At 52.8% G+C, this 26,987-nt stretch carries 25 protein-coding genes; 10 read left to right on the top strand and 15 right to left on the bottom strand.

Annotated features, from left to right (window positions below; genetic code table 11):
* Nucleotides 1-7: 7 nt before the first annotated feature.
* The 4 genes from gap (at nt 8) to fba (ending at nt 5,138) form a co-directional block, all read left to right on the top strand.
* Entirely contained in the window at nt 8-1,009 is a 1,002-nt protein-coding gene (gene gap, locus EBAPG3_RS04055; protein WP_040852441.1) for a type I glyceraldehyde-3-phosphate dehydrogenase, read from the top strand.
* 138 nt (nt 1,010-1,147) lie between these two features.
* Nucleotides 1,148-2,326: a phosphoglycerate kinase gene (locus tag EBAPG3_RS04050; protein WP_040852477.1), complete on the top strand. Its 1,179-nt coding sequence runs from the start codon at nt 1,148-1,150 to the stop codon at nt 2,324-2,326.
* Between the two features lie 170 nt (nt 2,327-2,496).
* On the top strand, nt 2,497-3,951 hold the full coding sequence (gene pyk / locus EBAPG3_RS04045; protein WP_004178220.1) for a pyruvate kinase: 1,455 nt from the start codon (nt 2,497-2,499) through the stop codon (nt 3,949-3,951).
* Between the two features lie 122 nt (nt 3,952-4,073).
* Nucleotides 4,074-5,138, top strand: a complete 1,065-nt coding sequence (fba, locus tag EBAPG3_RS04040) for a class II fructose-bisphosphate aldolase (protein WP_004178219.1) — start codon at nt 4,074-4,076, stop codon at nt 5,136-5,138.
* 185 nt (nt 5,139-5,323) lie between these two features.
* Here fba and EBAPG3_RS04035 read toward each other — a convergent pair whose 3' ends face one another.
* From EBAPG3_RS04035 to EBAPG3_RS04015, 5 genes are all read right to left on the bottom strand, one after another.
* Nucleotides 5,324-6,889 carry a CYTH and CHAD domain-containing protein gene (locus tag EBAPG3_RS04035; RefSeq protein WP_151898859.1) on the bottom strand — a complete coding sequence of 522 codons (1,566 nt, stop codon included), beginning with the start codon at nt 6,887-6,889 and terminating at the stop codon, nt 5,324-5,326.
* Nucleotides 6,890-6,900: 11 nt separating this feature from the next.
* Entirely contained in the window at nt 6,901-8,988 is a 2,088-nt protein-coding gene (gene ppk1 / locus EBAPG3_RS04030) for a polyphosphate kinase 1 (RefSeq protein ID WP_004178217.1), read from the bottom strand.
* A gap of 98 nt (nt 8,989-9,086) precedes the next feature.
* Entirely contained in the window at nt 9,087-9,359 is a 273-nt protein-coding gene (locus EBAPG3_RS04025) for an oxidative damage protection protein (protein WP_004178216.1), read from the bottom strand.
* Nucleotides 9,360-9,501: 142 nt separating this feature from the next.
* Nucleotides 9,502-10,839, bottom strand: a complete 1,338-nt coding sequence (gene argA / locus EBAPG3_RS04020; protein ID WP_004178215.1) for an amino-acid N-acetyltransferase — start codon at nt 10,837-10,839, stop codon at nt 9,502-9,504.
* Nucleotides 10,840-10,972: 133 nt separating this feature from the next.
* Entirely contained in the window at nt 10,973-11,740 is a 768-nt protein-coding gene (locus EBAPG3_RS04015; RefSeq protein ID WP_004178213.1) for a 16S rRNA (uracil(1498)-N(3))-methyltransferase, read from the bottom strand.
* A gap of 218 nt (nt 11,741-11,958) precedes the next feature.
* On the opposite strand from EBAPG3_RS04015, the gene EBAPG3_RS04010 reads away from it, so the two are divergent.
* The gene (locus EBAPG3_RS04010; protein WP_004178212.1) at nt 11,959-12,516 is read left to right on the top strand and encodes a thioredoxin family protein; all 558 of its coding nucleotides are present in this window, start codon (nt 11,959-11,961) and stop codon (nt 12,514-12,516) included.
* Between the two features lie 3 nt (nt 12,517-12,519).
* Nucleotides 12,520-13,302, top strand: a complete 783-nt coding sequence (locus tag EBAPG3_RS04005) for an inositol monophosphatase family protein (RefSeq protein ID WP_004178211.1) — start codon at nt 12,520-12,522, stop codon at nt 13,300-13,302.
* On the opposite strand, the gene EBAPG3_RS14910 is transcribed toward EBAPG3_RS04005, so the two are convergent.
* Together EBAPG3_RS14910 and EBAPG3_RS14905 are read right to left on the bottom strand one after the other, a co-directional pair.
* Entirely contained in the window at nt 13,265-13,471 is a 207-nt protein-coding gene (locus EBAPG3_RS14910; protein ID WP_004178210.1) for a hypothetical protein, read from the bottom strand. The genes EBAPG3_RS04005 and EBAPG3_RS14910 overlap by 38 nt on opposite strands.
* A 575-nt stretch (nt 13,472-14,046) precedes the next feature.
* Nucleotides 14,047-14,301, bottom strand: a complete 255-nt coding sequence (locus EBAPG3_RS14905) for a hypothetical protein (RefSeq protein WP_151898858.1) — start codon at nt 14,299-14,301, stop codon at nt 14,047-14,049.
* A gap of 35 nt (nt 14,302-14,336) precedes the next feature.
* Here EBAPG3_RS14905 and EBAPG3_RS04000 point away from each other — a divergent pair, with 35 nt between their 5' ends.
* Nucleotides 14,337-15,176, top strand: coding sequence for an N-acyl amino acid synthase FeeM domain-containing protein (locus tag EBAPG3_RS04000; protein WP_004178209.1), 840 nt, complete (start codon nt 14,337-14,339; stop codon nt 15,174-15,176).
* Nucleotides 15,177-15,390: 214 nt separating this feature from the next.
* Here the strand turns inward: EBAPG3_RS04000 and EBAPG3_RS15545 are convergent, their stop codons facing one another.
* Nucleotides 15,391-15,513, bottom strand: coding sequence for a hypothetical protein (locus EBAPG3_RS15545; protein ID WP_004178208.1), 123 nt, complete (start codon nt 15,511-15,513; stop codon nt 15,391-15,393).
* 159 nt (nt 15,514-15,672) lie between these two features.
* On the opposite strand from EBAPG3_RS15545, the gene EBAPG3_RS15540 reads away from it, so the two are divergent.
* On the top strand, nt 15,673-15,807 hold the full coding sequence (locus EBAPG3_RS15540; protein ID WP_257789916.1) for a hypothetical protein: 135 nt from the start codon (nt 15,673-15,675) through the stop codon (nt 15,805-15,807).
* An 85-nt stretch (nt 15,808-15,892) separates the two neighbouring features.
* On the opposite strand, the gene pepA is transcribed toward EBAPG3_RS15540, so the two are convergent.
* From pepA to EBAPG3_RS03980, 4 genes are all read right to left on the bottom strand, one after another.
* Nucleotides 15,893-16,828, bottom strand: a complete 936-nt coding sequence (gene pepA / locus EBAPG3_RS03995; protein WP_051049021.1) for a flocculation-associated PEP-CTERM protein PepA — start codon at nt 16,826-16,828, stop codon at nt 15,893-15,895.
* Between the two features lie 622 nt (nt 16,829-17,450).
* On the bottom strand, nt 17,451-18,155 hold the full coding sequence (locus tag EBAPG3_RS03990) for an ABC transporter ATP-binding protein (RefSeq protein ID WP_004178205.1): 705 nt from the start codon (nt 18,153-18,155) through the stop codon (nt 17,451-17,453).
* A gap of 76 nt (nt 18,156-18,231) precedes the next feature.
* Nucleotides 18,232-19,443: an ABC transporter permease gene (locus tag EBAPG3_RS03985; protein WP_004178204.1), complete on the bottom strand. Its 1,212-nt coding sequence runs from the start codon at nt 19,441-19,443 to the stop codon at nt 18,232-18,234.
* 32 nt (nt 19,444-19,475) lie between these two features.
* Nucleotides 19,476-20,699: an ABC transporter permease gene (locus tag EBAPG3_RS03980; protein WP_040852439.1), complete on the bottom strand. Its 1,224-nt coding sequence runs from the start codon at nt 20,697-20,699 to the stop codon at nt 19,476-19,478.
* A 283-nt stretch (nt 20,700-20,982) separates the two neighbouring features.
* Between EBAPG3_RS03980 and EBAPG3_RS03975 the strand changes: the two genes are divergently transcribed.
* Nucleotides 20,983-22,194 carry a glycosyltransferase gene (locus tag EBAPG3_RS03975; protein WP_040852438.1) on the top strand — a complete coding sequence of 404 codons (1,212 nt, stop codon included), beginning with the start codon at nt 20,983-20,985 and terminating at the stop codon, nt 22,192-22,194.
* Between the two features lie 24 nt (nt 22,195-22,218).
* On the top strand, nt 22,219-22,875 hold the full coding sequence (locus tag EBAPG3_RS15590) for a DapH/DapD/GlmU-related protein (RefSeq protein WP_004178199.1): 657 nt from the start codon (nt 22,219-22,221) through the stop codon (nt 22,873-22,875).
* A 29-nt stretch (nt 22,876-22,904) separates the two neighbouring features.
* Here EBAPG3_RS15590 and EBAPG3_RS03965 read toward each other — a convergent pair whose 3' ends face one another.
* The 3 genes from EBAPG3_RS03965 to EBAPG3_RS03955 form a co-directional block, all read right to left on the bottom strand.
* Nucleotides 22,905-23,984, bottom strand: a complete 1,080-nt coding sequence (locus EBAPG3_RS03965; RefSeq protein WP_004178197.1) for a nitroreductase family protein — start codon at nt 23,982-23,984, stop codon at nt 22,905-22,907.
* Nucleotides 23,985-24,842: a ThiF family adenylyltransferase gene (locus EBAPG3_RS03960; RefSeq protein WP_004178195.1), complete on the bottom strand. Its 858-nt coding sequence runs from the start codon at nt 24,840-24,842 to the stop codon at nt 23,985-23,987.
* Nucleotides 24,843-25,095: 253 nt separating this feature from the next.
* A complete protein-coding gene (locus tag EBAPG3_RS03955; RefSeq protein ID WP_004178193.1) occupies nt 25,096-26,766 on the bottom strand; it encodes a DUF1302 family protein in 1,671 nt (556 codons plus the stop codon).
* Nucleotides 26,767-26,987: the final 221 nt, after the last annotated feature.

Genomic DNA, 26,987 nt, shown 5'->3' with positions numbered 1-26,987 from the left:
TGAAAATATGACAATCAAAGTCGGTATCAATGGGTTTGGCCGTATTGGACGCATGGTATTCCGCGCGGCAATACAAAATTTCAAAGACATCGAAGTCGTCGCGATTAACGATCTGCTTGAACCAGACTACCTGGCCTATATGCTGCAACACGACTCCGTGCATGGCCGCTTCAAGGGAGATGTCTCGATCGAGGGCGATACCCTGGTCGTCAATGGCAAGAAGATCCGCCTGACCGCCATCAAGGATCCGGCTGAACTGAAGTGGAACGAGGTAGGTGCCGATGTTGTCATTGAGTCTACGGGTCTTTTTCTGACCAAGGAAACCTGCCAGAAACATATTACGGCCGGTGCCAAAAAAGTCATCATGTCGGCACCGTCCAAGGATGACACGCCCATGTTCGTTTATGGCGTGAATGATAAAACATATGCTGGACAGTCCATCATTTCCAATGCGTCGTGTACCACCAACTGTCTTGCCCCTGTCGCCAAGGTATTGAACGACACCTTCGGTATCAAGCGCGGCCTGATGACTACCGTACATGCCGCCACTGCCACACAGAAGACTGTCGATGGCCCTTCCAACAAGGATTGGCGCGGAGGGCGCGGTATTCTTGAAAATATCATTCCGTCCTCGACCGGCGCCGCCAAAGCAGTCGGCGTGGTTATTCCGGAACTGAACAAGAAACTCACCGGCATGGCCTTCCGCGTACCGACTTCCGACGTATCGGTGGTCGACCTCACCGTCGAGTTGAATAAGGATGCCACCTACGAGGAAATCTGTGCCGCCATGAAGAAAGCATCGGAGGGATCCATGAAGGGGGTGCTCGGCTATACGGATGAAAAGGTCGTTTCCACCGATTTTCGCGGTGACAGTTGCACCTCCATTTTTGACGCGGAGGCTGGCATGTCGTTGGATGGCAGTTTCGTAAAGGTTGTTTCCTGGTACGACAACGAATGGGGTTATTCCAGCAAGATTCTGGAAATGGTCCGCGTTGCCGCCGCCAAGTAATGTACGGCGAGGAGTTGAGAATCGCCGGGACATGAAGAAGTCTGCCTGATCCGCTTCTCACCTTCCATTTTTCACTTCGAACAGGCATAGGGTATAGGCCGCAAGCCGTCCCTTATGCCGCAAAATCTGGAGCTTCCCGTGTCCGTCATCAAACTCATCGATCTCGATCTTAAAGGCAAGCGTATCTTTATTCGTGCCGATCTGAATGTACCCGTTAAAGATGGCAAGGTTACATCCGATGCGCGTATTACCGCTTCCATGGCTACCATCAATCACTGCCTGAAACAGGGGGCTAAAGTGATGGTGACTTCGCATCTGGGCCGTCCGGAGGAAGGTGTGTGGTCTGAGGAGAATTCGCTCAAGCCGGTGGCCGAGAATATCGCTGCCCGTTTGGGCAAACCCGTGCGCCTGATCAAGGATTGGGTAGAAAACGGATTCGAGGTCGCGGAAGGTGAATTGGTCGTTCTGGAAAACTGCCGTATCAACAAAGGCGAAAAGAAGAATGTCGATGAGACTGCACAAAAGTATGCCAAGCTTTGCGATGTCTTTGTAATGGACGCCTTCGGCACAGCGCATCGTGCCGAGGCCTCGACCCATGGTATTGCCAAGTATGCGCCGATTGCTTGCGCAGGTATCCTGCTGACAGAGGAGCTGGATGCGCTAACCAAGGCTCTGCTGAATCCAGCGCGCCCCATGGTCGCGATTGTCGGGGGCTCCAAAGTCTCGACCAAGCTTACCGTGCTTGAATCCCTGTCGGAGAAAGTGGACCAGATGGTGGTTGGCGGCGGCATCGCCAATACCTTCCTCAAAGCTGCCGGCAAGAATACCGGGAAGTCTTTATGTGAGGATGACTTGGTTCCTACCGCGAGGGCATTGATGGATAAGATGGCGAAGCGCCACGCTTCCATTCCTATCGCGGTGGATGTCGTGGTGGGAAAAAAATTCGAGGCGAACGAACCGGCGATATTAAAAGATGCCGATTCAGTGGCCGATGACGAAATGATTTTCGATATCGGCCCGAAGAGTGCGCAGGAGTTGGCGGATATCATCATGAAAGCAGGCACAGTGGTATGGAATGGCCCCGTTGGCGTATTCGAGTTTGATCAATTCGGCACCGGGACCAAAACCATCGCCATGGCAATTGCCGATACCAAAGCATTTACCCTGGCTGGTGGTGGCGACACCATCGCCGCGATTCAGAAATACGGTATTTATGACAAGATATCGTACATTTCCACAGCTGGCGGCGCCTTCCTGGAATTCCTGGAAGGCAAGAAACTGCCCGCCGTGGAAATACTCGAACAGCGCGCAGGTTAATTTTTTGCGGCTGATCGATACGGCATACCTCCCTGAGAATGATCGTGAATCCGGCAATGGATCGCTTATGTTTCACTTATTTTCAAGCTCGACACCATGATTGACAAAGATTTTTTGTATTGTGTGACCGTCACCTCTTTAATGAGTTTGCTACAACTACCGGATTTAGAATGATTCGAAGAACAAAAATCGTCGCCACGCTCGGCCCCGCATCCAGGGATCCAAAAGTTCTGGAGCGTATGATAAATGCGGGAGTGGATGTAGTACGCATCAATTTTTCTCACGGCACACGAGAGGAGCACATCGAGTGCGCCGAACTGACTCGTTCGCTGGCACGTGCGGCTGGCCATGCTGTGGGGGTGCTGGCGGATCTGCAGGGGCCAAAAATTCGGATTGGCAAATTTGAGAAAGGAAAGATTGCACTTAAGACCGGTGACAAATTTATACTCGACGCCGAATGTACGCTTGGCGATCAGGAACGGGTGGGACTGGATTACAAAGAGCTTCCCAATGATGTCGAGACGGGTGCGACACTAATCCTGGATGATGGCCGTATCGTGCTCGGTGTCTCCGATGTCCAGGGATCCCGGGTGTATTGCGTAGTTGAACAGGGCGGCGTGCTGTCCAACAACAAAGGTATCAACCGCAAAGGCGGCGGACTCAGCGCCCCCGCGCTGACCAGCAAAGACGTCGAAGACATCAGGACTGCCGCGGCGCTCAAGGCGGATTACCTCGCGGTATCCTTCCCTCGCTCCGGGGAGGATATGCGCTGGGCGCGCGAAGTGATGCACGAAGCCGGTGGTAAAAGTTTATTGATGGCGAAAATTGAGCGATCAGAGGCAATTCTGGCGTTGGATGATATTTTGCAGGCGTCCGACGCTATTATGGTGGCGCGTGGTGATCTTGCGGTAGAAGTAGGCGACGCGGTGGTGCCGGCGCTGCAGAAACGCATGATCCGCACGGCACGCGCCAACAATAAGCTGGTGATAACCGCCACGCAAATGATGGAGTCAATGGTCACCAGTCCGGTCCCCACCCGTGCCGAAGTATCTGATGTGGCGAATGCGGTACTTGATGGCACCGATGCGGTAATGCTGTCCGCGGAGTCCGCCGCGGGCCAGTACCCTGTCGAAGCTGTTGCGGCCATGGCCAGGGTTTGCCTCGAGGCGGAAAAGGAATATCTGGCGAGCAGCGAACTTCGCCGGCTTCAGGGCGGCCTTCCGGATACCATTGAGGAGGCGATCGCCCGTGCCACCATGTTCACTGCCGGTGGCCTGAAACTTCGCGCCATTGCCGCGCTTACGCAGAGCGGCAGAACGGTATTGCTGATGTCGCGCAGAAGCTCCAATGTACCCATATTTGCTTTAAGCCCGCAAGAGGACACCCGCCGTAAAATGACCTTGTTTCGCGGTGTTTACCCGATAAAATTTGGCGGCGGCTCGAATGATCCCGAGATCATCCTGAATCATGCGGAAAACGAGCTTCTCAAGCGGGGCGTGGTGCGCAATGGCGACCTGATTATCATGACCATCGGCGAACCGGTGGGCAAGGCGGGTGGTACCAATACCATGAAAATTGTCAAGGTGGGAGAATACAGAAAGGCTTCGGCGAAGTCTGAAATCTGAGTAACAGGAACATTGAGTTCTCTGCTTTCCGTATCATCTCAAAGCAGCGATATTTCTGACTGACACTAACAGTTCACTTATACGATTCACCCTACACAGATTCTAACTTGGAGGAGGCTTAAATGGCACTCGTATCATTGCGTCAACTTTTGGATCATGCGGCGGAAAATGGCTATGGTCTGCCCGCTTTCAATGTCAATAATCTGGAGCAGATTCAGGCCATCATGCAAGCGGCCGATGAATGCAACAGTCCGGTCATCATGCAGGGCTCGGCGGGTGCCCGCAAATATGCGGGTGAAGCCTTTTTACGCCACCTGATTGCGGCGGCGGTGGAGGCCTATCCGCATATTCCCGTGGTCATGCATCAGGACCACGGTGCCTCCCCGGCGGTGTGCATTAACGCCATCCGCAGCGGTTTTTCCAGTGTGATGATGGATGGCTCGCTGGAGTCGGATGCCAAGACGCCATCCTCCTATGAATACAACGTGGAGGTCACCGCCAAGGTGGTCGAGATGGCGCATGCGGTCGGTGTTTCTGTCGAAGGTGAGCTGGGTTGTCTGGGTTCACTCGAATCCGGCATGGGTGAAGCGGAAGACGGGCACGGAGCGGAAGGGAAGCTATCTCATGATCAACTGCTGACCGATCCGGAGCAGGCGGCCGATTTCGTCAAACAAACAGGCGTGGATGCGCTGGCCATCGCCATCGGGACTTCTCATGGCGCGTACAAATTCACGCGCAAACCGACGGGCGACATTCTTGCAATCGAGCGCGTTAAGGAAATTCATCAGCGTATTCCCAATACGCATCTGGTGATGCACGGCTCCAGTTCCGTGCCGCAGGAGTGGCTCGACATCATCCGCGAATATGGTGGAGAGATGAAGGAAACCTATGGCGTGCCGGTGGAGGAAATCCAGGAAGGCATTAAGCATGGTGTGCGCAAGATCAATATCGATACCGACATCCGCCTCGCCATGACGGGTGCGATCCGCCGCCATCTTGCCAAAAACAAGAGCGAGTTCGATCCGCGCAAATTCCTCAAGGATGCAACCGCCGCGGCGAAGGATATTTGCAAGGCACGCTTCGAAGCATTTGGCTGCGCCGGCCAGGCCGACAAGATCAAACCGGTCATGCTGGACAACATGGCAAACAAATATGCCAAGGGTGAGTTGAAAGCCGTTATAAAATAAATAAAGTGAATGACGGATCCAGGTGATATCTCCCTTCCGGATCATGAAGGATGATAGGAACCCGGATATACAAAAAGGCGGTCAGCATTGACCGCCTTTTTGCTTGCGCGCGATACAAGGCCAGCGTCAAGGCGCATATGTTTTATTGATCGTGTGCACGGCCCAAGTAGCCTCTGGTAAAGCCTTTACCAGAATGAATCATTTCTATTGAAGTGCTTCCAGGCCTTATTCAGTTCCAGTTTTTTAACCAGCGCCAGGTTCATACCCCAACCCCGGATGATGCCAACGGCTTCATGCTCATCGCTTTCATCTTTGGCGATCGGGAGTTCGCTCAGCAGGCGTTCAGCAATGGCGGTGTCATTCATCACGCCCAGAATATCTTGAAGCATGGATAAAGACTGAATGTAACGTTTCGTCTCCTTATGCGGATAGAACCCGGCAAAGAACTCCGCAGCGTAGCGTTGTTTCTTGGCGATGATGCGCAGAGCGTGTAATTCCGGCGCACTGAGACTCCCCAGTTTCCTGCCGTATCTTTTCAGTTGACGATGGCGATGCGCCAGCAACGTTCCGGAAAATTCTTTCACCGTCACGTCAGATCCCGTTCCAGGCAAATCATCTGATACCGGCAAACCTGGTTGAGCAAGCCAGGGTTCCGCGTATAGCCAAGCGCCCAGATTCAATATTAACTCCGTATAATGCCCGGATTCCACAGCGTTGCGTGCAACTTTATTGTGATGGCGGCGCATTTGCTCACACTTTTCCCGTAGTGCCAGCATACCCTGGTGGGCGGAGAAAGCGGGGTAAACCATGGCCAGCGTTTCCGTGACGAATACATCCCAATCCCGCGCCGGACCAAATTGCCCGGTCAGCCACTTCAACTCCTGTGCTATCTGAGTAAAAGCAGCCTTGGAAAATACCTTGGAAAAAATACTCAAGGCGGAACGTTGCCTGCGCAAAGCAACCCGCATCTGATGCAGATATTCGATGTCGCATCCTTCCAGCATGCCGGCCTCGTTGTCATGCAAATGGCTGAGGCAATTCCATGTTATCGTTTTGAACGCTTCACTGACACTCATTTCAGGTGCAAGCTGGACCAACTGGGCTTTGGACGGTGGAGATCTGGAGCCGGAAACAAGCACATAACCACGCTCTGCCTTACTGACACTTTCCAGCCTGACGGGAATATTGTGCAGTAGATCCCGCGCAAGCTGAAATAATGGCAACGGACTGCCCGATTTCAATTCCAGTTCAATTTCGCAAATTGGAACACTGGCATCACCCGCAATAATTTTTCCCCGATCGAGACAAAACTCCGCTTCGCTTCCATCAGCCAGACACAGTGTGCGAGTGCTGCGGTTGATGACGGTAGTAAACAACGGCCGCAGTTGCTCGCGCAGACTGGTAGTGCTGAATAGTCTAATGAGCGAGGGATCGGAGATCTTGGTAAAATCGGGCTGTGCTTTCAGCACAGGCGCCTCCCACTCGTTACGCTGATGCAGCCCCGCCGCGGCACTACCTCCACCTTTGATGGACTGTATCCACCGTTTGCCCTCATGGCGCAACCGCAATGCAACGCCATTACGCCTGAGATCAAAATCAGGCGTGTCATAGTAGACACTGTAAAGCTTTTGCCTGACGGAATTCGAAATACTTAACGATTTCAGCAATGGATTATGCTGCAATCGGGCGACAGCATCCGGTGGCAAGCGCAATTTGAGTTCGATCTCGGTGGACATTATTTTGGCTGTCACAAACTCCGCTGCTATATCTCAGGCTGTCTCGCGACCGCAAGCTCCGCAAGCAGTGTTTCTTGAGCGCAGAATTTTTTGCTGGCACGGGCGGATCTGAGACGATAATTTCCGTTGCTATCCATTTCCCATGCCTGGGTATTGTCCCTGAGGTAGGTATTCAAACCCTCGACAAGCACACGCTTTTTCAGTCTGGTGTCCAGAACGGGAAAACATATTTCAATGCGGCGAAAAAAATTTCGATCCATCCAGTCGGCGCTGGAGAGATACATAGCGTGGGCGCCGCCACTACGAAAATAGAAAATCCGGGTGTGCTCAAGAAAGCGTCCAATTATGGAACGCACCCGGATGTTCTCCGATAGTCCCGTGATGCCGGGACGCAAGGCGCACACGCCGCGAACAATGAGATCGATTTTTACCCCGGCCGCTGAAGCGGCATAGAGCGCTTTAATAATTTCCGGCTCAAGTAATGCATTCATTTTGGCTATGATACGCGCGGGCTTCCCCGCTCTGGCATTCTGCGCCTCTTTATCGATAGCGATCAACATCTGGCTATGAAAGCTGAATGGAGATTGCCATAGATGTTTTAATTTTCCCGCCTTGCCGAGGCCGGTAAGTTGCATGAAGACTTCATTCACATCGGCGCAGACTTCTTCGTTGCAGGTAAACAAGCCGAAGTCGGTATAGAAGCGGGCGGTACTGGGATGATAATTACCCGTACTCACATGCACGTAACGCCGCAGTTTGCCATCTTCTCGCCGTACCACCATCGCCATTTTGGCGTGGGTTTTGTGCCCCACCACGCCATATACCACATGCGCACCGACCTCCTCCAGACGGCTGGCCCAGTTTATGTTGGCCTCCTCGTCGAAGCGCGCCAGCAATTCCACCACTACCGTGACTTCTTTACCGCTGCTCGCCGCGGCGATAAGCGCGGTCATCACCAGCGAATCCGTTCCCGTGCGGTATACGGTCTGTTTGATTGCCACCACGTCGGGGTCCGTCGACGCCTGCTGAATGAAGTGAATCACCGGCTGGAACGATTGATAAGGATGATGCAGGAGAACATCATTCTTGCGAATTATCTGAAAAATGTCGACGGCTTTTTTCTTTTGCAGCGTGAGCGGGAGACCGGGAATGAATGGCGGGTATTTCAGATTGGGACGTTCAATACGATCCGGAACCTGCATCAACCGCACCAGATTCACCGGCCCTTCCACTTGATAGAAGTCATCGCGGGAAAGGCCAAGTTGCTCCAGCAAAAAATCCGCCATGTGTTGTGGGCAATTGTCCGCCACTTCCAGCCGTACCGCGTTGCCGAAATGGCGCTGAGGCAACTCTCCCTGTAGGGCGACACGCAGGTTTTTAACCTCCTCTTCGTCCACGAACAAGTCACTATTCCGGGTTGCGCGGAATTGGTAGCAGCCCAGCACACTCATGCCGGAGAACAATTCGCCCACATGAGCATGCAGAATAGATGACAGAAACACGAAATTATATTCGCTGGTACTGATTTCGCCCGGCAGAAGAATTACGCGCGGCAATACCCGCGGGGCTTGCACGATAGCCGTTCCGGAACTGCGCCCAAAAGCATCCTTGCCTTCCAGCTCGACTGCAAAATTCAGGCTTTTGTTGAGTACACGCGGGAAAGGGTGCGAGATATCAAGGCCTATCGGGGTGAGTACCGGCATCAGTTCGCGAAAGAAAAAAGTCTTGATCCACTCGCGCTGAGCGTCATTCCATGCGGCGCGGCGCAGGAAGCGGATACCCTCATTCGCAAGTCCAGGCAGGACTTCCTGATTCAATACCTGGTATTGGCGCGCCACCAGCGAATGAGCCTGTTCGGAAACCAGCTTGAATACCTGCAGCGGCAACATGCCATCGGGTCCGAAACCATGCGTATCCAGAGTGATTTGTTCCTTCAATCCGGCGACGCGAACCTCGAAAAACTCATCCAGATTACTGCTGACGATGCAAAGAAATTTCAGCCGCTCCAGAAGGGGATTGTCTTTATTGTCGGCCTGTGCAAGGACTCGGCGGTTAAATTCGATCTGACCGAGTTCGCGATTGATAAATTGACCGCCGGTTGGAGGATTTGGCATGAAAAAGATGTCTGTCCTACGCCGATTCAATTAGGGATAAGCATGATGGTCGGTATACTGCTCCCACGCAAGATGCAACCATTTTTCCGTGACGTTTTTCATTTCGCGGGAGGCACATAACCTGGAGGCTGTTCCGCTCCAGCTCCAAAAAAATATGCTTCCATCTGTTCAGCCAGATATTTGCGGGATTTGATCTCCGCGAGATTCAGGCGATTCTCATTGACCAGCATCGTCTGGTGTTTGACCCACCCGGCCCATGCCTCCTTCGATACGTTGTCGACAATGCGCTTCCCGAGCTCACCCGGATAAGGCTGAAAATCCAGCCCTTCCGCTTCCCGTCCGAGTTTAATGCATTTAACGAGCCTTGCCATTGATTACCTCCAAAAAGAATTGCGAGTCCATTATGGCTATTTTGTTTGGTCACGTAAACCAAGCCGTGCATAGCCATCCATCCACAATGCGGGCATGCGCCAAGACAAAGATTTGCCGCGGGCAGCCAATTAGCCGGCATGGCTATAGTTCCTTTACAAACACCTTGGAGCGGCGCTGATAATTGTAAAGTCCCTGTTTGGCTTTGGGTAGTTCCCCTACATCGGTTTCGAGAAAACCTCGCTCCACAAACCAGTGGGCAGTCCGGGTGGTGAGGACAAACAATCTTTTACCGCCTTGAGAACGGGCCTTGGCCTCGATATTCTTGAGCAACGCATCGCCACATCCAGCGCTACGATAATCAGGATGCACGGTGAGACAGGCAAGCTCGCCTGCGTTGTCATCGGGGAAAGGATAAAGTGCCGCGCAACCCATTATCATGCCGTCATGCTCGACTACAACAAAGCGATCAATTTCCATTTCCAGCAATTCGCGATTCCGCCGCACCAGCGTCCCATCGATTTCAAGCGGCTCGATCAATTGCAGAATGCCACCTACATCCTCTATTTCCGCGCCCCGCAGGTTTTGCAACGGCCCCTCTGATATCATGCTGCCGATACCGCTGTGAGTGAACAATTCCTGTAGCATCGCACCATCTACATGACGGCTGATAAGATGGACACGCGATACGCCACCTTCGCAGGCCATCACGGCGAAGGGCAGATACAACCGGGCATCATCGGAGAGCTTGACGGCTTCGTTTGCAAGTTTCGTGAGCAGCACCTTCCCCTCGGCCACAGTCAATTCTCGCAACAGTGGCTCGGAACTATCCGCACTTACCTTCTCTATGCCCGCGGTATCCATCAAAAAAATAAGCTTTTCTGCTTTGAGCGCAACCGCCGCTTCAGCCGCGACATTTTCCAGGGTCAGATTGAAAATCTCGCCGGTGGGTGAATATCCCAGCGGCGACAGCAGCGCCACCTCGCCCTGCTCCAGCCGGGCGCGAATAGCTGCGGTATCCACCTTGCGCACCTCGCCAGTGTGCATCAGGTCAATACCTTCTATTACGCCTACGGGGCGAGCCGTAACGAAGTTTCCGCTGGCGACGCGAATGTCTGCGTTGGCCATGGGTGAGTTTGGCAACCCCATCGACAACAGGGCCTCGATTTCAACGCGAACCCGCCCTATGGATTCCTTCACGCATTGCAGCGCGGCGGCATCGGTAACGCGCATTCCCCTGACATATATCGTCCGCAACTGGTGCTCATTCAACCGTGCTTCGATCTGCGGACGCGCGCCATGTACCAGCACCAGCCGTACGCCCAGGCTCGCCAGCAAATTGAGATCATGAACAAGCTCGACAAACTTTCCATCAGCCACCACTTCGCCGCCGAAAGCAACAACAAAAGTCTTGGCGCGGAACGCGTGAATATAAGGTGCCACTGAACGGAACCAGGTTACAAAATCGGTGTGCGGTTTCATGTTTGCGCTTTATTATTGAAGATAGTGCCAATTGGGGCCATTATTACGGCATGCAAACCCAGTCTGTAGCCGCCAGTCCCGACCTGGAGAGAATACAAGGCCTCATGCCATGTCCGAACCAGACGCGATGGAATCAATAGTCGCCCCATAGCGCCTGTATCGCCGCGACTGCGGCCAATGCGGCGCTTTCAGTGCGGAGAATGCGTCGACCCAGGCGTAGCGGAATGAATCCGATCATCAAGGCTGCGGACTCTTCCTCCGGCGTGAAACCGCCTTCCGGCCCCACCAACAAAGTTAAAGCAGTGATGGGGGATGATTCGCGAAAATCGCACAATCCCTTCTGCGCGGTGGGCGAGAGCATAAAACATGAATTGGGAAGATCTCCATTGCTTAAATTCTTCCGCTCTTCCATCTGCGAGCCGAACCAGTCGGATAATGATATCAGCGGCAGCACTTGCGGAACTCGATTTCTACCGCACTGCTCACAGGCGGAAACAACAATCTGTCGCCAGTGCTTCGTGCGCCTCTCCGCTCGCTCCTCTGATAGTTTCACCGTGCTCAGCTTTGTGACGATGGGTTGAATGCGGTAAACACCCAGTTCCACAGCCTTCTGTACAATCCAATCCATTTTTTCATTGGCGCACACCGCCTGCGCTAGGGTGATGGCGAGTGGCGACTCACGTTCAATTTCAAGATTCCTTTCAACTACCACTGTCGCGCCACTTTTCCCGATACGCGCCATGGTCGCCTGGAATTCACCCCCATTGCCGTCAAATAATATCAATTTATCGCCCTCTTCCAGTCTCAACACGCGTAAGGCGTGGTGCGCGACTCCGGCGGATAACGCCATGATCTGTCCGGTGATAACGGGTTCAGGGCAGTAAAAACGGGGAAGCGCCATCGTTTGGGAAGCACGGCAATTAATGATCGGTTCCCATGATAATATAACGATACATCGACAGCTGTGAATTTTGTCCGAATGGCATGCCATTCAAGAATTTCAGCGTTGGGTCATCACTTATATACGGTGGATTGGATGATATGGGTGCGGTTTCACCCGGGATTTGTGCCTGTCGGGGTGTTCAAAAGTATTTTGTTATTTATTCGGGAGAGGGGATTATGGCTAGCCTGGAAACGCCTGTTTGTGATTTTGGCTGGAAGGCGGTGGATTTCGATTTATCGGGAGTGGATGGAAAGCGCTACACCCTGGCGTCCGTAACAGGTGAGAAAGGGTTGCTCGTGATGTTTATCTGCAACCACTGCCCTTATGTAAAAGCGATAAGGGATCGCATTGTTCGCGACGTAAGGGAATTGCAGAAGCACGGTATAGGTACCATCGCCATCATGTCAAACGATCCTGCCGATTATCCCGAGGACTCATTCGATAACATGATGCGGGTTGCGGAGAAATACGATTTTCCGTTCCCCTACGTACAGGACGAAACCCAGCAAGTCGCGAGAGCATATGGTGCAGTGTGCACACCGGATTTCTTTGGTTTCAATAACAGACTTGAACTGCAGTACCGTGGCCGTCTGGATGCCTCGCGCAAAGAAGCCGCGTCCTCCGGCGCGCGCCGTGACCTGTTCGAGGGTATGCTCCAGGTTGCAGAAACTGGCCGTGGACCTGCTGAGCAGATCCCCAGCATCGGGTGTTCGATCAAATGGCGGACGGAATAACAAGTGCTGGATGCGGTCGTTGCCGCAATCAGAGCGGTGGCGCAGCAGGAGATCGTACCGCGATATCTAAGAGTTGCGCGTCAACGCAAGGCTGATGGCAGCCTGATTACCGAAGCAGATCTTGCCACGCAAGAAGCACTGGCGCACGAGTTGCGAAAAATTTACCGGGGTGCCGTGGTTGGGGAAGAAATGACGGAGCAGGAGCAAATTGACCAGTGGCTTGCCGGGGATGCGGGGTTGTGGTGCATGGATCCGATAGATGGAACTTCCAATTTCGTCAATGGCCTGCCTTATTTTGCCGTGTCGGTGGCACTAATGCGGCAGGGAAGAAGTGTTCTGGGTGTGGTCTATAATCCGATCGCGGACGAAATGTTCGTCGCGGAGCAAGGCAGCGGGGCCTATCTCAATGGCGAAAAACTGCCGATCAAGGCATATGTCCCACCGCTCAGAAGCGCGATGGCGAATATCGATTTGAAGCGGCTGAGCCCCAAACTCGCGGAGGGAATCTGTACTGAGCGGCCTTTCTCTTCGCAGCGCAATTATGGATCGTGTGCGCTGGAATGGTGTTACACCGCCGCGGGACGATTTGACCTCTCCCTGCATGGGGGACAGAAATTGTGGGACTATGCCGCCGGCTGCCTTATTCTGGAAGAGGCAGGGGGGCACATGTGCGGTTTCGATCAGGATGATTTCTGGGCGGAACCTCTCTGGCAGCGCCCGGTTATCGCCGCACTTGATCCGGACCTTTTCATACAATGGCGAGACTGGGTGAGAGCGCATCGGTAAGATTTTGTCTATGCATTAGCTTCAGCTCCAGATCGAGATCCAGATCCAGATCCAGATCCACGAATATTGTCTCGGCTGATGCTGTGTCAGGACTTCCACTCGCTTCCAGTCTCGTGCAGGTATGCCCGTCGTAGGGACTGCCCGGCAGACTGTCCCCACTGACATTCACCCCACACTCATAGAGAGAGCTGGCGCGATTTGCCTTCGGCTATGCACTCTACTTCCGGCGCGTGCAGGCTGTACAACTTGTGGTTATCTTTGGATTCCTGCTTGTGCAAACGCTTTTACCTGGCGCAGCAAGCCGATGACTTTGGGTTTTGGATGCATCGGCACCTTGGCCAATTAGCATTATGTATCATGCCAGACCCGGTTGACTGGCGTCTTGAGCTTCTTCAGTTGACTGGACATGCGCAGGTATTGCCTGACATGGGCATAGCGGGCAATCTCCCCCCTGATTTGGACGCTTTACGGTTGCGGTTCTGGCGCAACATCATTCCGACCTCTGTGCCCGTCCCATGTTCAGGCTTCGCCGCTCGATTATCTTCGCCGATGTGTCTACCTTGATAAATCATGCCTTCTCAGCTTTTGAGTCTCTCTGCTGATCATTTCCGATCTATTACCTATTCTGATAACTATTTTCATACAAAGGCGATTTAAATTGTCGCTTTTTAGCGACATAAAAATACTTTTATAAACAAATAATTATTATATAACAGCAAAAAATTGAATGAATCTGACGACAACTCAGCATCCTGACATATATGCAATTACATGATTATAAATGCCTAAATATTCTGGCATGGATTGTGCTTGTTTAGTGCAAACAGGCTTACCCCGAGTTAATAACGCGTAACGAAATCCCAAGTAGATACCTGCATTTATTGTTCCCCCAATTGGATCAGACTTCATACCTTTTACATAATTCATTCCTCCATTGGGGATGATGGCTATGAAGATAGCTGAATTTTCCATAGTGCTAGGATTCTGTATTTCAGGCATAAATTAAACTGATTAAATCTCTGGACATCACTCCCATGCAATTACAAAGACACAGCGATAAAATTTTTCCTATCGATAGAACTTACTCCCCGCCATCCGCCGGAACTGGTGAATATCATAGTACGCCGCGCTTACAGCTGACATCTCGCACAATGCCGGTTGGGAAACTTGAGGACAAAATCCCTGACCAGAAATATGTTCTGAAACGTGGTAATTATAATATTCGTCTGGCGGATTCGCTTGAGCGGCGCAGCGAGGCGAGCGCGCTGATCAAGCGCATGTATTCCTGGCGTGGCTATAATACCGAAAGCACCTCGGTATCGTCGTCACATAACCAAACCACACTGGAAGCGCTCAGCGGCCAAGAACTCGTCGGCACACTTGCGTTACGGCTGGATTCGGATGAGGGTCTGCTTGCTGACAAGCTCTACGAACCGGAGATCAATCCCTTTCGCGCAAGAAACAGAAAATTGTGTGAACTATCAAAATTAGCCATAGATCCCCACTTCAGTTCAAAGGAACTGCTGGCATCCCTATTTAATCTTGCTTATATCTATGGACGCGTCATTCATCAAGCGACAGACTTTATTATCGAGATTAACCCGCGCCACGCCGGATATTATAAGCGCATGTTGGGATTTCATCAGATTAGTGAAATGCGCACCTGCCCACGTGTTAATGCGCCAGCGGTGCTATTGCGTTTGGAATTGGATTACGTGGACGCGCAGGTCTCTCGTTTGGCGGGCGTACACAAACCCGCAGAGAGATCCCTTTATTCTCTCTTTCTCACTAAGCACGAGGAAAAAAAGATAGCCAATAGAATTTGGCATATTAATGAAGCAACTACTTTTGGTTGGAACGCACTATGCGGTTAAGTAAAAGGACTTTTTGATACACTCCTGTTTTCTCGAGTGCGGGAGAAAGAGTCTGGCCGCCAAGAATTACCAAAATATCTCCTTTCTCTGAGCGCGATTTGCCATCCCAATCCTGTGGCGGTCTGGGACAGACTTTTGCTCCTTCATTAAAACCTCCTTCTCTTTCGAAGGAGACTCGCAGGTTCCAGTTGAATCCCGCGATGGATCAGAACCCTTATGAGGTTCCTCCACCCTGCAATGTTGCCTTCTGTCCACTTTCCTGTTTATCAAGCCGGCGGCTTTTGCCTTCGATATCCTCCAGACTCACAATTACCGCAACACCTTGCCGTTCAGCCAATTTTTTTCCTTGCCGGGTGCATCAGTACACATAGGGGGCGGTCAAATTAAGCTGCGCGCCCCTATCGCACCGCCCGGCATGCAGTTCCGAACCGGGCGGTTCGAGAAGTTGAGGTCATGAGAAACTGCTACACTCAGGCGATCGGAACGAGCGATGGTCATGACGGTTTTCAGCAGCATCGCTGTGCGTTACCCGCAGCAGAAGTTGGTCGCCACCCATTGCGCCATCGCCGATGCGCCGAGCACTCGCAGTTCCCGTCAAAAGAATGTGCCCATACTGGGCACACATAAATAAAGGCTACCGGCTTTCGCCGGTAGCCTTTCTTGAGCTTATAGTTTGAATATCTATGGCATAAAATGGATTTTAACCAAACTAAAATTTATCCTTGTTTTCTGTTCCGGCGGCTCATAAAGCCGAAACCTACCAACCCAAGTCCGATCAAGGCAATAGAACCGGGTTCCGGTATGGAAAATGTTTGGAAAGCATCAGTTTGCAAAACAAAGTCTGACCCGGTATTGACGCCCGTGGCTATCCCATTGATAAACGCCGGTCTGGTAAATGCACCTGTGGTTCCGGGGAAATTCAGCGTCGTTCCGACCTCTGTCCCCACCATGGTGGGGTTAACATAGGTGTTATTAACACTGGTGACTACGCCAAACACCGTGCCTCCACCTACACCAATAACGCCTGGTGTCGGGATAGACCCGCTAGCTGAGAAGGAGGATAACCCGCCAGAAAATACACCTGAAATAATGGGCGTGCCATCAAAAAAGCCCGTCCCCGCCACTGGATTTGCATCCGGCGAAATATCGAAGTAAATATTGAAAAAACCACCCGCATTAGTAACAATGCTGATGCCTGTAACGTTTCCCCCACCATCAACGCTTGTCACCGTCGCCGTTTCCAGCAACTGCCCTATGGCCGTGTACTCATAGGTTCCTACAGAAGGACCGGGGGTAGCTACCCGAAGATCCGGTGTTGTGGTGCTCGATCCGATCGAACCGGCGAAGAACTGCGTGGTTATGGTGAAACTATCCGTATCCCCCACGGCATGACCGCCACCGCTAAAGCCATAACCCTGCACGAATCCGGCACCGTTGGAATGCCAGTCAAAACCTGTAAAAGTCTGTAACAGGCCATCACCGCCCGTTGCGCTGGGCGCAGCAGGTTCCGTGCCGGCGCCTTCACCGACAGCGTTATTCACGTTAGCAGCGGCTCTCGTGTCCAGCGTACCTACATAGGGAGCCGCTTGGGCCGTTGCCATCATCCCACCGAATATCCCCGCGATTGCCAATGCGCAAACTTTTTTTGTCATTTGAATTTCCATTTTCATGTCCTCGTTAAAGATTAAGCCAAATATAGAATTCACTATTTCACCACCGGTGTCAAAGGTGGCTTCTCTTAATGCTGACAGAAATATATAAGCAATTGTTGTGCCATGAATAAAAAAACAAACAAAAACAAGTTATTAAGAATCCGATTGCTTTTTTTCCGAGTATTAGGGTCAAAACTGTAAAATTTCTCGACAGTTAGACAGTTATTGAGGCGGCGCGTGGGGAAATATCTCCTAGCGAGCTTCGTATCAAGGGCAAGCTGAGCTTATCCTGATGTTATTTTGACAGCAAGTTCTTTTTCAGACTTGTTGTTCCACTCGAACCAGTTTGCGTATTATTGTTAAGTAAGATACAAGATTCGCATCTTGCATTTACTCCCAGGCAGGCGCTTGGATGGGGACAGCTGACTCTAAGGGAAACCTTGCATGTTGATTCGGTACTTTTCGCCCACCAAGACCCAGTTTGCCATGCTACGCTCCCAATCATGGGAAAATGAATAAATACGCGGCAGTGTGAATTAAGGGCTGCGAGACCGGATTTGGATGATTGCATCCCCAAATTAAAAATGATCGAATGGATATTTTTGCATGGCACATTGCGGCACTATTCGATTATCTGGCCATCGGCCAGTTTAATGACCCGGTCGGCCATTTCCATGACTTGAGCATCATGAGTGGAGAAAATGAAGGTGGTGCCTTCTTCCTGATTGAGTGCTTTCATCAGTTTGAGAATGCCTTCGCCAGTCTTGTGATCAAGATTGGCAGTTGGTTCGTCCGCCAGGACAATGCCTGGATGGGTGGCGAGGGCACGCGCGATCGCTACCCGCTGGCGTTGACCACCGCTCAGCTCATTAGGGCGGTGGTGCGTATAGCGTTCCAGGCCGACTATGTTCAAATAATGCCGCACCCGTTCCTGCCGCGTTTTTTTTTCCATATCACGCCGCTGCAACAAGGGATATTCGACATTTTCCCACGCTGATAATACCGGCAATAGATTAAAAGTCTGGAAGACGAAGCCCAGCGTCTTGAGTCGCAGGTCTGCCAGCTCATCGGCAGTTTTGCCGCTGATATCCTGCCCCTGGATCAAAATGCTTCCTGAGGTCGGAGTGTCAATGCAGCCAATCAGATTGAGCAGTGTCGACTTGCCGCTACCCGACGGTCCCGCCAGTGCCATGAATTCGCCTTTGTCAATCATGAGCGAGATATTGCGCAATGCGATAACAGACTGTTTACCCAAGGCATATTCTTTGTTGACTGCACGGATTTCGACTATTGCCGCCGCAGGTTCAGCATCGTTTCCTTTATCCATGACAAACTCCGGTTGGAACCTAAATTGGCTTTGCCGCATTCCGGCAATTGGGGTATGCTGGATAGTCTTCCATTCATTAGATATTATGGCGCAGTGCATCCACGACCAGCAGGCGTGAGGCGCGACGAGCCGGCAGCAAGGCAGCTACCACTGCCGCCAGCGCTCCGGTCAGAGTCGCTACTCCAAGCACCCACGGGACCAGTCGAATTGTAGCAGTGTAGCCGATATTCGAGCCAGGCGGCGGCGGCATGGCAATGCCGATGTTCGATATCATACCCGCAAGCGCGACCCCAAAAATTACGCCGAGCAGGCTGCCGATTAATCCCAGGAGGGTGTTCTCCAGCAGCACGAGCTTGAAGACTTGGCGCTGGCGCAGTCCCAGTGCGAGTAAGGTTCCGAACTCGCCAGTGCGTTCGTATACCACCATGTTGATAGTGTTGGCCACGCTCAAAACCAGCATGACAAGGATGATGGACTGCAGGGCTCCGAACTGGCGCCTGTACAGCGCCTCTGTCTTTTGATAAAAATCGGCTAACTCATGCCAAGGCTTCACTTCATAACCGAGCGGCTCCAGCCGGGCTTTGAGGGTCGCTGTCACGATGTCAGTCGTGCTGGTGTCATCCAGCAATACAACAATGCTATGTGCCGATTGTGTAAAGAGCAGTTCCTGGGCGGCGGCCAACGGAATCCGTACAGCTCGATCGTCGTATTCCTTGGAGAAAGTATGGAACACGCCGACGACTTCATACTCAAGCGTGTTAAGCGCACCTTCCAACGTATTCACCATCAAGGTTACAAAGCTACCGGGGCGGAGATGCAGGGAGGCGGCCACCCCTTCCCCGATCACCGCGCCGAACGCGTCCGTATCTCGCAATGGGCGGCCGGCAACAATGGTTATTCCGGTTCCCAGTTGCGCTTCCTTATCCGGTTCAATGCCTTCGCCGATAATAGGCAAATCGGCACGGCTATTATTGGCCAGTCCCGAAAAATTCACACGCGTCATTACAGCCTGCACATGCGGAACGGCCCGTACAGCGTCCATCAAAACCGCGGGCTGCGCGATCATATAACGCGATGGCTCGCGTCCACCATACTCGCTATAGCCGTGCCGAAAAATCTGTACATGTCCGATACGTGAGTGGATTGTCGACTCCCGCAGTTGCACAAACACGTCCTCGACAAAGCCACCGCTGATAATGATGGCGGTCACACCGGTGATAATCGCCGCCAGCGTCAAAGCAGTGCGTAAGCGATTGCGGAAGATGTTGCGGAAGGCGAGCTTGAACATGCGGCTTTGGGTCCTTTGAATCCTTTGAGTTCTTAGATATTGTGGCGTAACGCGTTGATGATTTGCAGACGCGATGCTTTCCATGCCGGGTACAAACCTGCCAGCGACGTGGTGACGAATGCAATCAGAAACGCATGCATCATCACGCTCAAGGTAATCCGAATTTCGCCAGTGTAGCCCTCTGTCATACCGGGGGGCGGGGGCATGGGGATGCCGATTGCGGAGATCAATTCCGCCAGTCCATAACCGGTGACCAATCCCAGGGATGCACCGGTCAGCCCGAGCAATAATCCCTCGATGGCAAACAGACGAAGGATTTTTTTGCGCTTGAAACCGATGGCCAGCAATGTGCCGATCTCGCCGGTACGCTCAAGCACGTTCATCACCAGCATATTGGAAATGCTGAGTACGATAATGCAGCCGATGATCAACCGCAATACGTTCATCTGTTGCGAAAACAGTGCCACCGTCTTGTTATAGAAGTCAGCTTGCTGGTACCATGGCACTAACTCCAGTTTGTTCGCCGCTGTGGGAAAATGGGCGCGGAACTGCGCGAGATAATCGTCTGTGCGCTCGGTGTCATCAAGCAGTACCAGCCAGAGGTGAGCACCGTGAACGCGCATGAGCGACTGAGCCAAGCCAATGGGCAGGCGGAGGGCGGAATCGTCGTAAACCTGATTGGCACTTACGAATATTCCGGTGACTTTTGCCTCGACCGCATTGATACTGCCCCCCGCAGTGGTTACCAGCAGCACTACAGTAGCCCCCGGCTTCACGTCGAGACTGCGTGCCAGACCACGGCCCAGAATCACCTCTTTCGCACCCGCATCGGAAAGATTCCGCCCTTCCACAATATGCAAGGCCTTGCTTAACTCCACCTCTTTTTGTGGATCGACACCGTCGGCCACAAATGCGACCGTCGTTTCATTGTGGCTGATGAGTCCGGTTACTGCCAGCCTCGGTGCCGTCAGCTTGACGCCGGCCGTGGATTCGATCACGCTGCGTTGCGGCAAGTCCTCCGGTAGTATATAAGCATAAGGATTGGCTGTGCCTGCGCTGAGGTATCCCGGTCGCATGACTTGGATATGACCTAATTGGGACTGGATAGTGCCTTCGCGCATGGCCCAGAAAATCCATTGGATGAAGCCGTCTGCGAGCATCAGGGAGGTGCCGCCGACAGCCACCGTAAGCAGGGCTGCGAGCGCTCGCCGCCGATTGCGTGCGAGGTTGCGCGCGGCGATCTGGAAATTAACCATGGTGTTCTAACGCTGTGGAATTTTTAGCTGGACAATCATGAATTGCCGGAATAGTGCGATTACAAAAAAGCAGACTCGTGGCAATCAGGCTGCGGGGAACCGGATTGCCACACCTGCCGCACGCAGCAGTCGCGGTTTATCGCACTTCCTCAACAATATGATTATAGTTGCGATCCCATCCATCTGGGGGACGCTCATTATTTCCGTATATGAATGATGATACAAGATAATCTCCGTGTTATGGTATTGCTTTCTTGCAAGGGGTTTCCTGCGAGCAGGTGTAATGAAAACCCGAAGTAAACCCGTCATTCTCCTTGTGGCCGAAGCTGTGACGCTTGCGCATTTCGCGCGGATTGCAGCGTTGGCACGGGCGCTCGATCCATCCGGATATGAAGTGATTGTGGCATCGGATCCCCGCTATGTTGCGCTGGAAACATTAACTGGGTGCGCGTTCCGCCCCATTCGATCTATCCCCTCCGCCGAATTTGCCCAAGCCCTCGCCCGGGGTAAGCCATTGTATAGTGTCGAAACGCTCACCCGCTATGTCGAAGATGACCTGGCACTGCTTGACAGCATCAAGCCGGATCTGGTTGTCGGCGACTTCAGGCTGTCGCTGGCCGTGAGTGCGCCGTTGCGCAAAATACCTTATGCCGCGGTGGTCAATGCCTATTGGAGTCCCTATGCCGACATTGTCTATCCTGTCCCCGATTTGCCCATGACCCGGCTTCTGGGTGTATCCCTCGCGCAATGGCTGTTCGATGCGGCAAAGTATATCGTCTTCGCCCTGCACGCCCATCCGCTGAATGAGCTGCGTCGTCGCTACAACCTCCCTGCCTTGGGGCATGATTTGAGAGTCGCCTACACTTGGGGTGATTACACCCTCTACGCTGATGTGCCCGAGTTGGTGCCCATGCGGCCGTTGCCCGCCAGCCACCGCTATCTTGGGCCGCCGCTCTGGTCTGCGGGCTTGCCCCTGCCGGACTGGTGGAGTTCCCTTCCGGAAGACAGGCCGGTGGTATTGCTGACTCTGGGCAGCTCTGGCCAGGCTGACTTGTTGCCGATGGTCTTGTCCGCCATGTCTGAACTGCCGATCACTGTGATAGCCGTCACTGCAGGCAAAATTCACCTTACTGAGGTGCCTGCCAACGCTGTCGTGGCGGATTATCTGCCGCTGGATAATGGTGTCCGGCGCTCCAGCATGGTCATCTGCAATGGCGGTAGCCTGACCACCTACCAAGCCTTATCCTCCGGGGTGCCAATTTTGGGGATTTGCTCCAATATGGATCAACTACTCAATATGAGTGCCGTCAAACGCTTGGGGGCCGGCTTATTCCTGCGGGCGGCGCAGGTTGGCCCCGCCCAGCTGGTAGAGGCTGTCCGTGCCCTGCTTGAAACTCCGATCTATACCCAGGCAGCTCGGCGGGCTGGCAAGCGATTCAGGAAAATTGATACCGGGCAACGTTTCCGGGCGTTTATTTCGGAAATTGTGGGTTAGGAAAACCCGAGCAAAAGGAAAGCCATGCGCAAAATCACCCCGTTGCAAATTACGCTATTTTTTCTGCTTTTCGGGGGTGTTCTAATACTGGGTATCGCTACCGCTTACAGACTACTGGGAGCATTGCCGCTGGGGGACTTTCGCGGTATCGCCGTGGTGGGGAGCGCTGTCGTGTTCATCTACCTCTACGCCTTTGCCGTGTATCGGTTGTTTCTGCATTTCATGCCGCTCAGCGAGGGCGAGTTGGCTGAAGGTTCGCGGGAGGAATTTGCAGCTCAAGTCAACGCCCTGTTCTATTTGATGCTTTTCAACAGCCTTATCCGCACCCATTTTCTGCCCGCACCGCTGATGCGGCTGGTCTATCAGGCGCTCGGAGCGCGCATGGGCGCAAATACCTACAGCGTTGGCGCTCTCCTCGACCCGCCGCTTACCGAACTGGGTGCTAACTGCATCATTGGCCATGATGCGGTGCTGTTCTGCCACGCCATTGAAGGCAGGCATTTTTCCCTTGCCCGCATTCGGGCCGGCAACAATGTCACCATCGGCGCTACCGCCGTCATCATGCCGGGCGTCAATATTGGCGATGGAGCCATCGTCTCCGCGGGTGCGGTGGTACTGAAAAATACCCGCATCGGCCCGAATGAAGTTTGGGGCGGCGTGCCGGCAAAGCGCTTGAGATAGAAAGAAATAACTGGGCTGCAGTTTTTACTTTATCCGATGCTCATCAATCGCTCAACGGACAGGCGCAAGGATCGACTGGTTGCCATAGCACCATTACCGATACGGCCGAGAAAAATTACCTGTTCCACGGGAGAGTCTCCCATTAACCGAATTAGGCGCCCAGACAGTCCAGTCGCGATGCCCAGCGCGCCCGGCAGGCGGCTGAATGTCCTGCCTTCGCGCACATAGCGACTAAAGATCAAAGGGGTCATCTCCGGTTGCAATTGAAGTCCAAAACTTGTGGCGGTCAGCCAGAAACGTTGAACCGCCCGGCCTGCAGCCACGTAATCATCAATTGTTTCAGGCGCTTTCGGTGCCAGAATGGCAAAGTGAGCAGCACAGAACAGACCGGGTAATAGATCCATTTCGATCCGTGGAACGAGGTGCCCGGCCAAATAAGTATTAAAAAACTCGACACGCTGCCAGCTAGCCATGACCCAGCGCATTAGTTTGAGGGTCATGACATCCAACCCAAGGGCTTGATCGGGTACTTTGTCGTCGCTGAAACGTGATTCCCACTTAATGATATCCCGGTGGACGGAGTAGGCTTCCGGCAAGATGAGCCGGAGTTTGGCGTTGTCAAACATTAATTTGGCGAATTGCCAGCGCTGAATCCGGTTATCAAACCATCTTGTAGTATAAGATTCTCCGACAGCGCTTTGTAAAGCCTCTTTTTGTAGCTCCTTGAGCGGTGTGGTATGCATAGGTCTGCGCTGTACAGAACGGACCTTGACGTGGGGAAGCAAGGGATCAGGCGGTAATTGGCTGTCAGAAATCAGTTCCACAAAATATTCGGGGCACCTTTCGGACGATTCGGAACGGCGCCTGAATTCTGCTCGCATGCCATACGCACTGGCGGCGATGGCCAACGTTTCCAGCAGCGCACCCAGTGCAATCTGGCTGGGATGACCATCCAAATCATAGACACAATGGTCACGGGTATCAAACGCGTGAACAACTAAATGACGTTCGCCGACGATTTCAAATCGCCACGGCTGCGTATTGTCCCCGCTGGGTGCCCAGCGCGCAAGTTCGAGAATATCCGTGATGGGCTGAGGGGTTGGAGGCATTTATAGTCCCAGTTTGCGTTTAGCCAAAGCAATGACCAGACGCTGCAAGGGGTGGCGATTACCGCCCGGTCGTCGGGTCAGTGCCAATTTATTGCGGTAAGCATCAAAATGGTAGCCCTTGGGAGCGCTCCGAACCGGGCCGCGCCCCAGAAGGATTTTCAGGGCTTCGGTCGCCGCTACACCTGCACAGAGCTGGCAGGCCAGGATGGTCGATGGCCCTTTGCGATGGGCAAGATCGACCGTCGACGGATCGACCAGGTAGCCCATTTGCAGGCGGGCAGGGGCGAGCCCCATGAGGAAACGCAAGGGCTTTTCCGCTTCAGGACCATCGTCCAGACAAAAGTAATCATTAAAACTCATACCACCCGGCAAAAAATTAAGCACTGCCGCACCCATGCCCAGTGGGGCGGCGGTAACAGCGGGGATGCCTTTCGCCGCACAAGCAGCGAAGACCTGTTGGCGAGCCTGGAAAGCAAAGAAATCCAGACCATCGACATAAATGTCCACACCTTCCAGAAATTCATCCAGATTGTCGGCGGTCACGCCGGCAGCAAATCCCTTGATTTCAAGCTCAGGATTGATATCCCGAGCCTGCCGGATCATGACCTCAAGCTTGCCTAGGCCCAGGTTGCTGACAGTCGCACCCACCTGGCGATTGCAGTTGGCCAGATCAAAGGTATCGAAATCGGCCAAATGGAACTTGCCTATACCCAGCCGGCAAAGCGTCAGAAGATGGACACCGCCGACACCACCCAGCCCGGCGATGGCTACCCGTTTGCAGCGCAGTTGCGCCTGCTCCTGCCGGGTTAGCCAGCCTATATTTCGGGAAAAAGCTTCATCGTAATTAAAGGATGACATGCGTCCGAACTGGAGAACCCCACCAAGGCATCATTCTCCCACTTGGCAAGAAATATGTGCTGCACGGATGCCAAGTGCGAGGATAATCAGGCATGACAGGTATTGGAAGGGAATTATCATATGACACATCTTGTGCCATATGTTTTTTTGCGCCCCGTCCAACTGCCGGAGTTAGGTTAAACCATCTTTGTATCTGGAATATACGCTCAACCGGATGATGGGTCAACGCGCTGTATACGGCTTGCGGGGGACATCAGAACGAATAGCGCATCTCGGTATAGACGCGATCGTTATTGTTGAAACGGCCAAACAAGCCGGTAGGCTGCCCACCAAAAACATCTGCCCCCAGTACCCAACGCCAGTTCTTTTCGAAGTTCCAGGTCAGCCTCGGCCGAAACATCCAGTCGCTACGATTCAGACTGTGGATGACCAAGGCTTGCGCTTCAAGCTTGTGCCAGATCTTGCCATTGAGCAGAATACTTGCCCCGCTCTCCCTCTTATCCGCAATGAGGTCCGGATCATGCCCGAAATACGCTCGCTGAAAGAATTGCAGATTCAAGCGGGTTTCGGCTGGCAGGCTGAAATCCAGACCGATTACGTAATCGAGGATATTCTGCCTGGTTAGACCATCAATCGCGGTAGGCCGTGTGACGTTAAACTTGCGTCCATCCGTATAAACCAGCTCACCCTTCAATACAACTGAGCCAAAATCTTTCGCAAAAGTTGCGCCAACCTGATCAATCTTATCGTGTCGCGCCTGAAAGACAAGTGGTTCGGTGGCCCCGCTGACACGATAAAACGTGGGAGAGGCGTCGAGGCTGTGATAATAGAACCCAGACATATCCCAGCCGTTTTTCAGATACGATAAACGAAGTCCGTAATTCGAGTTGCCAACGTTGCGCCCGGAGCGATCTTCCGCAAGGAAATTGGCTGTTCCTCGCAGCGGACCAGGGTAAAAATCGGCGCCCGGCTTGCCACTCTCGTCAATAGTCGGTACCGGAATCCACAATACCTCGGCATGTATATTATTCTTCGTATACTCGGCACGCATCGCCCACTGCGGAATACGCATTATATCGAACGACGGGAGGATAAACTCGCGCATATCCCTGGCTGACACAACATCGGCGAAAAACAATCCGACCATTTCGCCCCATATCACGTGTTGACGGCCAAGACGGAAATCGAAATTGCCGGCGGAAATATCCAGATAATTCTCGCGCAGAAAGAGATCGTAGCGTTGATCCTGCCGAACCGCCGGAGGATAGAAACTGGAGAGATCATAGGCGGCATCGTAATCGAAGCGGCCACTGATTTTCCACTTCATGTATTCGTTGAATTGCCCGGTGCGGGACAGCTCGGTTCGCAGCTTCGCTTTGGAGAAATGCTCTGGACTACTATAGTTATCCGCAATTTCCAGTTGAGAGAACCCCCTCCAGCCAGTCGCCAGTTTTTTCCAGGCAGGCACGTGGGGTAATTTCTCCTTTGCCGGTTCAGCGTCACCGAATAGCGACTCACGCGCATCTATGTCACTTTTATTTTGTTCTTTGTCCTGCGCGACTACATTATGCTCCTTATCCTTGATTATCAACGGGATTGGGGGCAGGGACAGAGAGTAAGACAACGGCATGAGCAAGGGCTCACCATTAATCTCTTCATGCGCAGCAGCAGCGCTGCCTTCCACAGTGGTAGCGATGGAGTCGGCCGTCTGGCGAACTAGATGCGGGGATAGGGATAAAGACAGGGACAAGAACAAAGGCTCCCCATCAGTCTTATCTGTCAGTGAATTGGATGATGATCTTGCACCGATGGGGAAATTGGGAGTTAGCGAATTGGATGATGCAGGCTCGGCAAAGCAACGCAGCGGCAGGGCGATCAGTACCGCGATGAATACAGAATATCCAAATTTGCGTGCGTACACCATCCGCCCCACTTAATCCGCACCCTGGACTGAGGTATTTTCGCCCACACGACAGCACTCGATTATCATGGTCAATTTCTCGTCCTAATTGTCATTCTGACACTCGCAATCAGATCGTCTTCGATACGCCTTCAGCGGTTTCGGCATCGACATAAAACAGTCACGGCGGCAAAAGTAAAGATTGTCTTGAAACGGCCGTTAATATGCTTCATCAATTTGAAGAA

Origin of the sequence: Nitrosospira lacus, from assembly GCF_000355765.4 — a bacterium.
GTDB lineage: Bacteria > Pseudomonadota > Gammaproteobacteria > Burkholderiales > Nitrosomonadaceae > Nitrosospira > Nitrosospira lacus.
The sequence above is the reverse complement of the archived record's forward strand: the minus strand, read 5'-3'. Positions and strand labels throughout refer to the sequence as shown.